Here is a 12734-nt window from a genome sequence, read left to right on the forward strand (position 1 = left end):
CGGCCGAGAGGCCGCTAGGCCGCCTTGACGCTGTTGAGGAACTGGTGGATTTCGGCTCCGAGGCGCTGTGCTTGGTGCTCCAGAGCCACCGAGAGATCTGCAACAGTCCGAGCCGCATCGAGAGAGTGCACAGCTACGCCCTGTGTGGTCTCGATCGCGGAGGTGCCGGCCTGCGCTTCCGTGGAGACCTGGGCCACCGACTGGGCGATCTCCGACACCGCCGCCGTCTGCTGGCTCACGGTTCCGGCCACAGTGGACACGACCCCTGCCAGATCCTCGACGGAGGCCTGCACGGTGCCGAGCGCCACCAGGGTTTCCCGTGAGGCGGCCTGCACCGCCTCGATCTGCCGGGCGATCTCCTCGGTGGCCTTGGCGGTCTGGCCGGCCAGATCCTTCACCTCGTTGGCCACCACGGCAAAGCCCTTGCCGGCCTCGCCGGCGCGGGCCGCCTCGATGGTGGCGTTGAGCGCCAGCAGGTTGGTCTGCGCCGCGATGGAGCGGATGAGGCCCGCGACCTCGCCGATCTGCGACGTTGCCGACGACAGGACAGACATGCTGCCCGAGGCACCGCGGGCCTCGAGGACGGCGCGCTCGGAGGCTTTCGCCGAGGCGTTCGTCTGAGCGGCGACTTCGGCCAGGGACGCGTCAAGCTCTTCGGCGGCGCTCGCCACCGCCGACATGTTGTGCGCGGTTCGCATGGAGGCGCTGCCTGCGATCTGCGCCTGCTGGGTGACGTGGTTCGCCGAACCCTCCAGCTGGCTGGATGCCTTGGCAAGATCGCCCGTCACTTCCCTGACCTCGGCCAGGATCCGCTCGACCGTGGCATCGAAGGCCATGATCGCATGGGAGATCGCGTGGGCGCGTTCGGCATCGAGAGCCGCCATGCCCTCGCGCTCCTGGGTGAGCCGCTCGCGCTCGCGGGCATTGTCGCGGAAGACCAGGACGGTGCGGGCCATGGCGCCGATCTCGTCCGTGGCTGCCGTCGAGGGGATATCCGTGGACGCATCGCCGTCGGCGAGCCGGCGCATCGCCTGCTGCAGACGGGTGAGCGGCAGGGAGATCGAACGCCCGACGATGAAGTTCAGGACAAGGCCGAACAGAAGCGTCGCGCCCATGGCCCAGAGGATCAGGGTGAAGGTGCGCTGCTGCGAGGCGGTGAGCTGCGCCTCGGTCTTGTGCGCCTCGGCCCGGACCTTGGCGAGCAGCTGGTCGAGAACCGGCACGAGCAGGTCGAACTGCCCCATCAGCTTCTCGCTCTGGCCGGCCACCTCCCGTTCCAGCTCGCCCCAGGCATGGAAGGCCTCCTGGAACGACACGCTGGCGCTCTCGACGGCAGCCTTCTCCTTGGCGAGATCGCCGGAGAGCTGGGCGAGGGCGCGGGTGAAGCGTCCCTGCTCGACCTCGAAGGCTCCCAGGATGCTCTCCTCGAGCAGGATCCGGGCGCGGGCCTCCTGGTTGAACATGCCGAGCATGGCGGCCCACAGGCGCCAGGCAATGGTCTCGCCGCTGCCCGTCAGGGGCCGCACCAGCTTCTCGAGGTTGGCTTCGGCCTTGAGGAGGCGCCCCTGGGCTCCCTCGTCCGGCTTGGTGCCGATGCCGGTATAGAGCTTGTCGAGGGACCTGCCCTGGCCGAGCAGGGCGGAGGCGTGCTGCTTCAGGGCGGCGATCTCGGGCTCGATCAGAGCCGCGCCGGGTGCCGTGCCCATGTCGTCGAGCTGGGCCGCCAGGGCCTTGTGCTGGTCCATGAAGGCCTGGCCGTGATGGCTGAGACGGCTCGTGGTCCATTCGCTGGCCGCCACCTTCAGGCCGTCGGCCCGGCCGCGGAACCCATTGGCCTTCTCGGCGAGCGCCGAATAGGTCTGCTGCGTCGACAGGGCCTGCTCCACCTCGGAACGGCCCGTCTGGAACACCGCCCCGATGACCGCAAAGCCAAGCACCATCACGCCGCTCAACGTCGCGACGCGCATCCGCACCGACGGTTGCTTCAACCGAGCCAGAAACGCCATTGCCCCGAATCCCTCTTGTCACGTTGCGGCAAGATTGCGGGGGACGTCTTAAAGATATCTTTACGTTAGGTCAGAACCCGGCCCCTACCGGGTTCACGCGGCTTTCGGCAGCTCGGTCATGATGGCGTAGAGGGCTGTCGCATCCCGCGTGGCGCGCACCCGCTCGATCAGGCCGGGTTCGCGCAGGACGCGGGCGACCCGCGCCAAGGCCTTCAGGTGATCCGCACCGGCGCCCTCGGGGGCCAGGAGCAGGAAAAGAACATCCACGGGCTGGCTGTCGAGAGCCTCGAAGTTCACTGGCTTGTCGAGCCGCGCCACGAGGCCGAAGATCCGGGTCAGGCCCGGCAGCTTGCCGTGGGGAATGGCAATGCCTTCGCCGATCCCGGTGGAGCCGAGGCGCTCGCGCTGCAGAAGTGCCTCGTAGATGGCGCCATCGGGAAGGCCCGTGAGCCGGGCCGCCTGGGAGGCCAGTTCCTGAAGAGCCTGTTTCTTACCGCTGACGCGCAGGGCGGGCAGAACGGCCTGAGGGTCTAGAAAGTCCAGCAAGGGCATCGATCACGCTGCATTCTTGATGTGAAGCCTGGAAGGCCTCTCACCGTTCCACGCAAGAACTGGGCCAAAAGAGGTATTTCCCCTCAAGCCTGTGCAAGCGGCGGATCGACCCAACCGATCGCTCCGTCGCCGCGGCGATATACGACGTTCAGGCGTCCGGTGCTAGCGTGGATGAACACAAGGGCGGCCGCTCCCGTGAGATCGAGCTGCATCACGGCGTCGCTGACGGAGAGCGTGTGAAGCGGCTTCGTGGTCTCGGCTACGACGATAGGATGATAGCCCTCCTCCTCCATGGTTTCGTCGCTCGGCGCCTCGAAGACCGCGTAGGGCACCTCCAGGCCGCCGGTGCGCGCGCCGGCGCCCGACTTGTCCTTGAGCCGCTGCTTGTAGCGGCGCAGGCGGTTTTCGATCCGACCCGCGGTCTGGTCGAAGCTGGCATAGGCGTCCCCAGCGGCGCTGGAGGCTTCGAGCGTCATGCCCGAGGTGAGGTGGAGCACGCAATCGGTGCGAAAACCGCCGCCGTCGCGGGTGACGGTCACATGACCGGAATAGCCGCCGTCGAAATACTTCGCCAGCGCGCCGGCCATGCGGTCCTGGACCTGGGACCTGAGAGCTTCACCGATATCGAGATTCTTCCCCGACACTCTCAACGTCATCGCATTCTCCTCACCTGACACCTTTACCTTGGCGCCTTCGCTTTGCCGTGATCCTTCAGGAATGACGCTTGGAGATGATGATCCGAATGGGAGCCAATGCAAGTCTTGAAATCGCGAGCACAACCGGTCAAGCTTCACGACCGTGCCGGCGACGACGATCCGCCGAGGACGGGATGCGCAGGGCTTCCCGGTATTTCGCCACCGTGCGGCGGGCGACCTGAATGCCTTCCCGTTTCAATTTCTGGGCAATTGCCTCATCCGAGAGCACATCGTCGGGGCTTTCCGCCTCGATCAGCCGCCTGATTCGATGGCGGACCGCTTTCGCGGCGTGCTTGCCCTCTCCCGTGGCGGCGCCGAAGAAGAACTTCATCGGATAGGTGCCGCGCTCCGTGCCGATGGCCTTGTTCGCGGCGACCCGGGAGACGGTGGATTCGTGCATGCCGACGGCGTCCGCCACGCTTTTCAGCGTCATGGGGCGCAACCCGGCGATGCCTTCGCGGAAGAAATCCTCCTGCTGGCGGGCGATCTCGGCCGCGACCTTCAGGATGGTCCTGGCGCGCTGCTCCAGGCTGCGGGTGAGCCAGCTTGCCGTCTGGACGCACTCGGACAGGAAGGTCTTGTCCTCGTCCTTGCGCAGAACCCTGGCCACCTCGGTGTAATAGGTGCGGTTGAGCAGGATGCGGGGCAGGGTCTCGGTATTGAGCTCGACCGCCAGGCTGCCGTCGGGGGCAGGCCGGACCAGCACGTCCGGCACGAGCACATCGACGGCGGCGGGCGCGAAGGCGAGACCGGGCTTCGGCTCCAGGCGGCGGATCTCGGCCAGCATGTCGGCGAGATCCTCCCGGTCGACGCCGCACACCTTCCGCAGGGCGGCAAAATCCTGCCGGGCGACGAGATGGAGATTCTGGAGCAGCGCACGCATGGCCGGATCGAGCCGGTCGCGCTCCCTCAGCTGGATCTCCAGACATTCGGCAAGATCGCGCGCACCGATGCCCGGGGGGTCGAAGGTCTGGATCAGCCGCAGCGCCGCCGCGACATCGGCGGGCGACGCGCTCAGCCGTCGGGCGATTTCCGCCTGGTCTTCCGCAAGATAGCCGGCTTCGTCGAGGCTATGGATCAGGTGCTCGCCGATCGCGCGCAGATGCACATCGGAGGTGGCGAGATCGAGCTGGGCCTGCAGATGTTCGGTCAGGCTGGCAGTGCGGGCCAGCGTCTCCTCCAGCTCAGGCCTGATCTCGCCGTGAGCCGCGCCTGGCGCCCCGGACGCCCCTCCTGTGGCGGCTTGGCCCCGCAACGGGGCCGGGCCGGGAACCATCCTGGCGCCTGCGGCCTGCGCCTTCTCCTTGGCGCGGAGGAAATCGGCGAGGCTCGGCACGGGCGCGTCGATCTGGGACTCGCCTTCCTGCAGAAGAGGATTGCGCTCGAGCTCCGCCGCCACATAGGCGGCGAGATCCGCATGGGAGAGCTGCAACAGCTTGATGGATTGAACGAGCTGGGGCGTCAGGGTCAGGGACTGGCCCTGGCGCAGCTCCAGCCGTTGCATCGCACTCATGACCGCACCCGAAAGGCATGCTTCTTGCGTGCCTCATCGGTTCTACCGCGGTCGGCCGCCCGTGGTCAAAGGGCCGATCGTCCCAGAGCATTTTTCGGCGAAGTGGATCCGGTTCCCCATCGAAAATGCGGCAAACCAATGAAGAGATGATCCCACGCCAGTGGAAGCAACTCTAGAGCCGGAAATCCTCGCCCAGATACAGGCGGCGCACGTCCTCGTTCGCCACGATGGCGTCCGGCGTGCCCTCCGTCAGCACGCGGCCGGAATGGATGATGTAGGCCCGGTCGATCAGCCCGAGAGTCTCGCGGACGTTGTGGTCCGTGATGAGCACGCCGATGCCGCGGCGGGTCAGGTGCCGCACGAGGTTCTGAATGTCGCCCACGGCGATGGGGTCGATGCCCGCGAAGGGCTCGTCGAGGAGCATGAAGGTCGGCTCGCCCGCAAGCGCACGGGCGATCTCGCAGCGACGCCGCTCGCCGCCCGAAAGGGCGATCGAGGGCGACTTGCGCAGGCGCGTGATGTTGAACTCCTCGAGGAGCGCGTCGAGCTTGCGCTCACGCTCCTTGCGGCTGGGCTCCACGATCTCGAGCACGGCGCGGATGTTGTCTTCCACGTTGAGGCCGCGGAAGATCGAGGCTTCCTGCGGGAGATAGCCGATGCCCAGACGGGCGCGGCGGTACATGGGCAGCCCCGTCACGTCGTGGCCGTCGAGGCTGATGACGCCGCGATCCGCCCCGACGAGCCCAGTGATCATGTAGAAGATCGTGGTCTTGCCTGCGCCGTTGGGTCCGAGCAGTCCGACGGCCTCGCCGGCCCGCAGCTGCAGGCCCGCATCCTGCACCACGGTGCGGCCGCGGTAGCTCTTCTGCAGGCCTTTCACGGCCAGGATTCCCGCGCCGCCGAAGACAGCCTCGTCCTGGGTCCGGGAAAGGCCGTGAGAGACCGGCCCGGCCGCAGGCGGCTCCAGGAGGCTCAGGTCCGAAGGACCGGGTTGAGAACGGTTGAAGAGCGGTTTCACAGGATCGTCGCTGATGATGAAAGGGCAGACGCGGGAGGAAGCTTTCCCGCCTTAATTCGTGGCCGGCTTTTGCTGGGGCTTCGGCCTGGCGTTGCCAGGGGCGTTGGCTCCTCCGCCGGCTCCCGTCGGGGCCGGGCCGCCGTTGCCGGGCACGAACAGCGCCCGCACGCGGCCTCCGGGAGTGGTTTCGATATTGGCCACGCCGGTGTTGATGTCGTAGAGAACCCGCTCGCCCTTGGTGACGTTCGGCCCGTCGCTCAAGGTGGCATTCCCGGTGAGCATGATCTTGTTGGAGCCGCGATCGAAGGTGGCGTTCTCGCCTGTCGCCACCTGGGTCCGGGACACGATGGTGACGGGTCCTTTGCAGTCGATCTTCTTGATCGCGCTGTCGTCCGTCCCCTGGGCGGCCGGGGTGGCCTGCCCGCCGTTCTGGTCCCGCTGCTCGTAGAACACGGTCATGACCGTGCACTTCATGGTGCTCTCGCCTTGGACCGCCACCACGTCTCCGGTGAAGACCGCGCGGCCCTCCTTGTCGAAGACGTCGAGCTTGTTGGCATCGATCTTGATCGGCTCCTTGCTGGAGCCGAAATTGCCGAAGCCGACCGCGCGCTCCCGGCCGGCCTGAGCCCAGGCGATCTGGATCGGAAGGGAGGCGAGAAGCGCGACGGTGAGGGCGGCGCGTGAGAAACTCATCATGGACGGGTACTTGTCTGTTGAGGCGCCGGGACCGAAGCGGGCATCGTGGAGCCTGTGCCGGCGGCGTCCTTGGGCGATGGGGCGGAGCGGGACGGCTCCAGAACGGTGCGCACCCGGCCTTCGAAGCTCATGACCTTCCCATTGTCCGTCACCTTCAGCTTGTCGGCCTCGATGGAGCCGCTGCCGAATGAGACCACGACGGGCTGGTTGGACGTGACGGCACCGGACTTGAACTGGACGAAGGCCGACTGGAGCTTGACCTCGTGGCCCGCATCCGTGGTGACCACGATGTTGTTGCGCAGCCGCATCTGCTCCCTCTTGGTGTCGAGGACACCGCTGGCAGCCTGGAGCCATGCGACGCTGCCGCGGTCGTCGGTGACGATCCGCGCCTTGAGCTCCTTGAGCTGCACCAGATTGGGCTTGCGCACGTCCTGCGTGGCCTCGCTGGCGGTCACCTCATAGGGGCGGTTGTCGTTCTTGAAACCGGTCAGCCTGGGGCTCGCCATGGTGACGTTGCTGCCGCTCACGCCGATCGAACCGAAGCTCAGGTTCTCGATGTTCCGGAACGGATCGTAATAGGCCACGAAGCCCACGGCGCCCATGCCGATCAGGGACCCGACGGGAATGGCGATCTTGGCAAAGCGCACCCAGCGGGAATGGCGGCGGGCCTTGGTGTAGGCGCGCGTCGACCGGCCGGCCAGCCTCAAGGCCGGGCCGTCACGCATCGTGCTGCCCTGGATTACCGCCACTGTTGAAACCCCCTCCGCCTCTCGATCGGCATCGCGCCATGCCCGACGGTCATGGCGATGTTATGACGGATATGGGTTTTATGGGGGAAAGTTTAAGTGCCCGTCAAGAATGGGCGAAAATATCGGTCTCCGGCCAGCCGAGAAGGTCCAGCTGTGCCCGGGTCGGCAGGAAGCTGAAGCATTGGTGGGCGATGCCGAGGCGGTTCTCGCGCTCCAGCATGCGGTCCAGCCTCTCCCTCAGGGCATGCAGGTGCAGCACGTCCGAGGCCGCATAGTCGAGCTGGGCGGGGGTGAGCGTGTCGGCACCCCAATCGGAGGATTGCTGCTGCTTCGACAGCTCCACGCCGAGCTGCTCGCGCGCCAGATCCTTCAAGCCGTGGCGATCGGTATAGGTGCGCACGAGGCGCGATGCGACCTTGGTGCAGTAGACCGGGCGCGGCATGGTTCCGAAGGTATGGAAGAGCACGGCCAGATCGAAGCGCGCATAATGGAAGATCTTGAGCACGCTCTCGTCGGACAGCACGCGGATCAGGTTCTCCGGCAGGGGACCGTCCTTCAGGATCTGCACCACGTCCGCCGTGCCGTCCCCGGTGGAGATCTGCACCACGCAGAGCCGGTCCCGGTGCGGGTTGAGACCCAGCGTCTCCGTGTCGATCGCGATGGCAGAGCCGGGCTGGTAATTCGCCGGCAGGTCGCCGCGATGGAAGCGTGTTGTCATGGGAGATCCAAAAATGCGCTCGACAAGGATCTAGCCTGTCTCGGCGGCGGCTTCAACGGACGAGAAAAGCCCCGCTTGCTGCGGGGCTTTCCGGCTCAGGCGAGGCGGGAGGCCTCAGTAGCAGGTCTGGACCCGGCGAACGACGACACGCCCATACGGGGTGACGATCCTCCGGCGCTCGAGGAAGCAGCGCGGCGGAGCGTAATAGGCCGGAGCATAATAATACGGGTTGGCCGCCGCGCTCGCGATGGCTCCCAGGGCCAGGCCGCCGATCAGACCGGCCGCGATGGCACCGCCGTTGGAGCGCCGGTAATAGCGGTAGGGGTAACCATAATGGCGGCGCGGACCGTAATAAGCGGACCGGTAGCCTCCGTAGAAGCGTGGACCGTAATAGGGACGGGGAGCGAAGGCATAGGGGCGATAGCCCCATCCGGCTCTGTAGTGGGGTCCCCAATAGGGCTGGGCTTCGGCGGGAGCGGGCTGAACGATCATGGAGCCGGCGAGAACAAGACCCGCCGTCATCAGGGATTTGAACGACACGCGCATGGTGCCCTCCAAGAAGCAGGAGCTCCCAAGACAACGGTTCGCCGAGCGTCCATGTTCCGCTTTTGTCTTGCGCCGCCGCACAGGCCGCGGGCGGCAGGATCCTTGCTATCCAACCGGTCGAGGCTGATCCGCAGCTCCGGTCTTCGCATTCGTACTCGGCTGGCTCAGATGGCGGCCCTGATGAAGGGCTGGCCGCGGCCGTTACCCCCGGAGACTTCTCTACCCTGACCGGGCATCGGCTTCATTGATGCATGTGAAACTTGGCCTTAAAGGCGTCTGTCCGATTCCATTTCGTGTTCGAACGCCTGCCGCCCCCGAACCCGGGAGCCATTTCCCGCTTGCCCCAAGTTCGGGCGCCATCCGCGGCAAATTCCAAGGAGTATGCCCAGGCTTCGCATAGGTTAATGCAGAAGGCCCACGGGAAGGGTTTGCTAGCAGGCTCGAACGGGAAAGGGCCGTTGAGTGTCAGTCGAAAACTCCCTGAAGGACCAGATGCTCAGTGCCATTCCGCATCTGCGCGCCTTCGCCATCTCCCTTTCCGGCAGCGTCGACAGGGCCGACGATCTGGTGCAGAGCGCCCTTCTCAAAGGGCTGAGCAACCTCGACAAGTTCCAGCCCGGCACCAGCATGCAGGCGTGGCTCTTCACGATCCTGCGCAACGACTTCCTGACCCAGATCCGCAGGAAAAAGCGCGAAGTCGAGGATCCGGAAGGCTCCTGGGCCGAGAAGGTCGCCGTCATGCCCGACCAGGCCGCCCGGCTCGACCTCACTGACATGCTGAAGGCGCTCGGCAAGCTGCCCGTCGACCAGCGCGAGGCGCTTCTCCTCGTGAGCGCGGAAGGCCTCTCCTATGAGGACGCGGCGCGCATCTGCGGCACCAATATCGGCACCATCAAGAGCCGCATCAATCGCGCCCGCAACCGCCTGGCGGAACTGATGAAGTTCGACGCAGACGTCGATTTCGGGCCCGATCGTCTCGTCAGGGCCGCCCTGTTCATGCACGCCTCGCCTTAGGCATCACGCCAACCAGGGCGTCCGGCGAACCGGACGCCCGATTACACGATCAGAGCTTGGTCTCCTCGCCTGCGCGGCTGATGGCGATGCGCTTCACGTTCGGCCTGCTCTGCGCCGATTTCGGCATCGTGACGGTGAGCACGCCGTTCCTGAAGGCCGCATCGATCCTGTCCTCCTCCACATCCCAGGCGAGCGGAATGCGCCGTTTGAAGCGGCCGTAAGATCGCTCGCTGAAGGCGCGCTCCTTGTCGTCGATCTCCGACCTCTTCTCGCCGCGGATGGTGAGGACGCCGTCGCCCATCAGCACCTCGACATCCTTGTCATCAAGGCCCGGCAGCTCGGCCGAAATGCGAACGTCCTTGTCCGTCTCGGCGACCTCCACATGCGGCCCCCCCGCCATGCGGCCCATGCCGGCGAACGGGGCCATGTCGAAGCCGCGGAAGACATCGTCGAAGAGCCGGTTCATCTCGCGATGGAGCGTCATGAAGGGATCGCCCTCATCGCGGTAGCGGCTCGGGGTCGTCTGGTGGTTGCGACCCCATGGAATGAGATCGCGCATGTTCATGCCGTCATCCTCCTTATCCCAAACGTGCGGGTACGGCGTCGGCCTGAAGCCGGCGCCGTCGACGTGATCGATCTGCGTTAGGCCGCCTTGCCGTGCTCGATCTGGGCAGCCTGGTTGTCTTGCCCTAAGCTCTTCACGCCGCCTGGGTTGATCTCGATGCGGCGCGGCTTCAGGGCCTCGGGCACCTCGCGCTTGAGGTCGACCGTCAGCAGGCCGTTCTCCAGGCTCGCGCCCGTCACCTTCACGTGATCGGCGAGGTTGAAGATCTGCTTGAAGGCGCGGGTCGCGATGCCGCGGTGCAGATACTGCCTGCCCTCGTCCTGACCCTTCTTCTGGCCTATTACGAGAAGCTGACCTTCCTTCTGCGTGAGCTCGATCTCCTCAGGAGAAAAGCCCGCAACCGCCATGGTGATGAGGTACTGGTCCTCACCTGTCTTCTCGATGTTGTAGGGCGGCCAGTTGGTCATGGATTCGACCTGGGTCGATTGGTCGAGCATGTCGAACAGCCGGTCGAAGCCGACCGTGGAGCGGTACAGGGGGGAGAAGTCGAAAGCTGATCTCATAGCCACATCCTCCATTGAGCAACATGGGTCCGAGAGCGCCGGACACCCGCCGGCGCCCGTATGGCCAAGCCTTTGAAAGGCCTTGGCGATCATGATGTTAGGAGCGCTTTTTCCGGTTTTCAAGAGGGTCGCGCCAACCTGATCACTTGCTTGTGAAACGGGCTGGCCATAGGGGCCGTCAGGTTCTAGCATCGCGCTGCTTCGACCAGGGAACGACCGACATGCTTCGCATTCTCTCCCTCGCCTTGTTGACGATTTTTGCCGCCCCGTCTTTCGCCACGGAGGCGCCCGCCGGCAGCACCGTCGTCGCCCAGGAGCAGCGGCCTCCCCAGCAGACCCCGAAGCGGGATTGCGAGAGGAAGCAGGACGAGGGCGTGAGCTAGGCCTCGCCGCGGGAGCGGGCGCCGCTTCCACGATTGCCGGTGCTTTCCTACGCAGCCCGGCCCCGCGCCTCGTTCGCCAGCCGGATCAGCATCGGCCGCACCTCGTGCGGGCCGGAGAGCGCCCTTGGGAAGGGCAGGCGCAGGATCTCGTCGCCCAGCGCCACCTGTACGCCTTCAGGGTCGATGCCGATCAGGCGCCAGGCGCCTTCGCGGGCACCGCAGAGCTGCGTCGCATAGAGCGCCACCGCATCGGCATGGTCGTCATTCATGTGCTCCACAGCCTGGGCCTCGAAATCGTAGAAGTCGAAGAACCCGGAGAGATCCGCCAGCAGATCCTCTTTGGCCATGCGGTAGGCCCGGCCGAAGCCGCCGTTGAGGCTGGCGGACGCGACACCTAAGCGCCAGAAGGCGAAATCGGGAAAGTCCACGTAGAGCTCGGCCTTGGGATGCTGCAGCAGGTAGCGCCGGCGGATGTGGCGCGCCTCGTCGCTCTCCCGCTCGAGCCTGTAAGCCTTCGCCTGGAGGGTCAGGCGCGGATGGGCCAGCGGGTCGCCCTTGCCGAGGGACGACAGGAGCAGCGAGCAGCGCGGATCGGCCTCCAGCAGGCGCGTATGGGCGGAGAGCTGCGAGGTGAGAATGAGGGGGGAGCCATCGAGATCGGTTCCCACCTGCACGAGGCTCGCGAACGGCATGCCGCTCTCCGCATCGTTGGTGGCGAGGGCGCCTGACCGCACCGTGCGCATGAGCTTCTTTGCGAGCCCGCGGGCTTCGTCGTCGACCGGCAGAAACGGATCCTTCGCCATTGGCCTCACTGCTCCCTGCCTGGCCGGTCCGCCGGGGGGCAATATGTCCCGCGCAGCGCCTCGAAGCGGCCGACCTGATCCGCCTTGAGGGTCCGGTCCTCGTTGCGGCCCACGAAGATCTTGAACATCATGCCGCCCTCCTGGTTGACGAACTGCACCGAGCAGGAGCGCCGCCCGAAGAAGGGCCGGTCGATGAAATAGATGGACCGGCAGCGCTCCATCCTCAAGTGCCCCCCGATGGGCGTCTCGCCATGGATGTTGAAGTAGCCCCGGCCTTCATGTCCCGGCGGAACGCTCCCCTGGCATTCGAACACGCCGTCGCGGGTATGCACCACCAGGGTGATCGCGCCCCATTCCGTCAGATCCCGCCAGATCGCCCCATAGTGATCGCCAGGCGCCCGCATTGCGGCCTCGGGCGGAAGGCAGTCGAGCACCGCCTGCATGGGCACGCCACGGCTCTCGGCAATCGCCTCGAGGATGCCGTCGGGCCTGGCGGCAAGGTCCTGGCGGATCAGGTCGGCTGTCATTGCGCTCACTCCGCCGCCTTCGCCACCGCGACGGGGCCGACGGTCTGGATGACCTCGAAGCCCTCGAATTCCGGATGGCCGAGCGTCAGCGGCCTGTTGGAGCCGGTGCTGGCGCGGGTATGCGAGGCGCGAAACTGCTCCGAGCGCGTCCAGGCTTCGAACTGCGCCTTGGAGGCCCAGACGGTGTGCGAGGAATAGAGCACGTGATCCTCGCGCTCGGGGCCGCGCAGCATGTGGAATTCGATGAAGCCGTCGAGCTCGTGCAGGTAGCTTTCGCGCGTGAGCCAGCGCTGTTCGAATTCCTGTGTGGCTTCCTTCAGAACCTTGAAGCGGTTCATGGCGATGAACATGGGTGTCTCCGTTCTCGGCAAAAGGCGCGGCAGGAT

16 protein-coding genes are annotated in these 12734 nt (G+C 66.0%); 2 read left to right on the top strand and 14 right to left on the bottom strand.

The window, feature by feature from the left end; genetic code table 11:
• Positions 1–14: 14 nt before the first annotated feature.
• From AC0QTX_RS07850 to AC0QTX_RS07890, 9 genes are all read right to left on the bottom strand, one after another.
• A complete protein-coding gene (locus AC0QTX_RS07850) occupies positions 15–2006 on the bottom strand; it encodes a methyl-accepting chemotaxis protein (protein ID WP_474603266.1) in 1992 nt (663 codons plus the stop codon).
• Between the two features lie 93 nt (positions 2007–2099).
• Positions 2100–2558: a PTS IIA-like nitrogen regulatory protein PtsN gene (ptsN, locus tag AC0QTX_RS07855; RefSeq protein ID WP_474603267.1), complete on the bottom strand. Its 459-nt coding sequence runs from the start codon at positions 2556–2558 to the stop codon at positions 2100–2102.
• 83 nt (positions 2559–2641) lie between these two features.
• Entirely contained in the window at positions 2642–3214 is a 573-nt protein-coding gene (gene hpf / locus AC0QTX_RS07860) for a ribosome hibernation-promoting factor, HPF/YfiA family (RefSeq protein ID WP_474603268.1), read from the bottom strand.
• Positions 3215–3341: 127 nt separating this feature from the next.
• On the bottom strand, positions 3342–4766 hold the full coding sequence (gene rpoN / locus AC0QTX_RS07865) for an RNA polymerase factor sigma-54 (protein ID WP_474603269.1): 1425 nt from the start codon (positions 4764–4766) through the stop codon (positions 3342–3344).
• Positions 4767–4938: 172 nt separating this feature from the next.
• Complete coding sequence (gene lptB, locus AC0QTX_RS07870) at positions 4939–5784, bottom strand: LPS export ABC transporter ATP-binding protein (protein ID WP_474603270.1); 846 nt, start codon at positions 5782–5784, stop codon at positions 4939–4941.
• A 51-nt stretch (positions 5785–5835) separates the two neighbouring features.
• Positions 5836–6480 (bottom strand): LptA/OstA family protein, encoded by a 645-nt coding sequence (locus AC0QTX_RS07875; RefSeq protein WP_474603271.1) that lies wholly within the window; start codon positions 6478–6480, stop codon positions 5836–5838.
• Positions 6477–7229, bottom strand: coding sequence for an LPS export ABC transporter periplasmic protein LptC (gene lptC / locus AC0QTX_RS07880; protein ID WP_474603272.1), 753 nt, complete (start codon positions 7227–7229; stop codon positions 6477–6479). The genes AC0QTX_RS07875 and lptC overlap by 4 nt, the downstream gene beginning before the upstream one ends.
• A 103-nt stretch (positions 7230–7332) precedes the next feature.
• Complete coding sequence (locus tag AC0QTX_RS07885; protein WP_474603273.1) at positions 7333–7947, bottom strand: ribonuclease D; 615 nt, start codon at positions 7945–7947, stop codon at positions 7333–7335.
• A 114-nt stretch (positions 7948–8061) separates the two neighbouring features.
• Entirely contained in the window at positions 8062–8493 is a 432-nt protein-coding gene (locus AC0QTX_RS07890) for a hypothetical protein (RefSeq protein ID WP_474603274.1), read from the bottom strand.
• A gap of 462 nt (positions 8494–8955) precedes the next feature.
• Here AC0QTX_RS07890 and AC0QTX_RS07895 point away from each other — a divergent pair, with 462 nt between their 5' ends.
• Complete coding sequence (locus tag AC0QTX_RS07895) at positions 8956–9507, top strand: sigma-70 family RNA polymerase sigma factor (protein ID WP_474603275.1); 552 nt, start codon at positions 8956–8958, stop codon at positions 9505–9507.
• A gap of 49 nt (positions 9508–9556) precedes the next feature.
• Here AC0QTX_RS07895 and AC0QTX_RS07900 read toward each other — a convergent pair whose 3' ends face one another.
• Together AC0QTX_RS07900 and AC0QTX_RS07905 are read right to left on the bottom strand one after the other, a co-directional pair.
• The gene (locus AC0QTX_RS07900) at positions 9557–10072 is read right to left on the bottom strand and encodes an Hsp20/alpha crystallin family protein (RefSeq protein WP_474603276.1); all 516 of its coding nucleotides are present in this window, start codon (positions 10070–10072) and stop codon (positions 9557–9559) included.
• A gap of 77 nt (positions 10073–10149) precedes the next feature.
• Positions 10150–10635: an Hsp20 family protein gene (locus AC0QTX_RS07905; RefSeq protein WP_474603277.1), complete on the bottom strand. Its 486-nt coding sequence runs from the start codon at positions 10633–10635 to the stop codon at positions 10150–10152.
• 221 nt (positions 10636–10856) lie between these two features.
• On the opposite strand from AC0QTX_RS07905, the gene AC0QTX_RS07910 reads away from it, so the two are divergent.
• Positions 10857–11018 (top strand): hypothetical protein, encoded by a 162-nt coding sequence (locus AC0QTX_RS07910; protein WP_474603278.1) that lies wholly within the window; start codon positions 10857–10859, stop codon positions 11016–11018.
• Between the two features lie 47 nt (positions 11019–11065).
• Here the strand turns inward: AC0QTX_RS07910 and AC0QTX_RS07915 are convergent, their stop codons facing one another.
• The 3 genes from AC0QTX_RS07915 to hmuQ are packed head-to-tail and all read right to left on the bottom strand — an operon-like array spanning position 11066 to position 12698.
• Positions 11066–11821 (bottom strand): HugZ family pyridoxamine 5'-phosphate oxidase, encoded by a 756-nt coding sequence (locus tag AC0QTX_RS07915; RefSeq protein WP_474603279.1) that lies wholly within the window; start codon positions 11819–11821, stop codon positions 11066–11068.
• Positions 11822–11826: 5 nt separating this feature from the next.
• Positions 11827–12348 carry a heme utilization cystosolic carrier protein HutX gene (gene hutX / locus AC0QTX_RS07920; RefSeq protein WP_474603280.1) on the bottom strand — a complete coding sequence of 174 codons (522 nt, stop codon included), beginning with the start codon at positions 12346–12348 and terminating at the stop codon, positions 11827–11829.
• 5 nt (positions 12349–12353) lie between these two features.
• Entirely contained in the window at positions 12354–12698 is a 345-nt protein-coding gene (hmuQ, locus tag AC0QTX_RS07925) for a heme-degrading protein HmuQ (RefSeq protein ID WP_474603281.1), read from the bottom strand.
• Between the last annotated feature and the right edge of the window lie 36 nt (positions 12699–12734).

This window comes from Microvirga sp. jy35 (assembly GCF_056148915.1).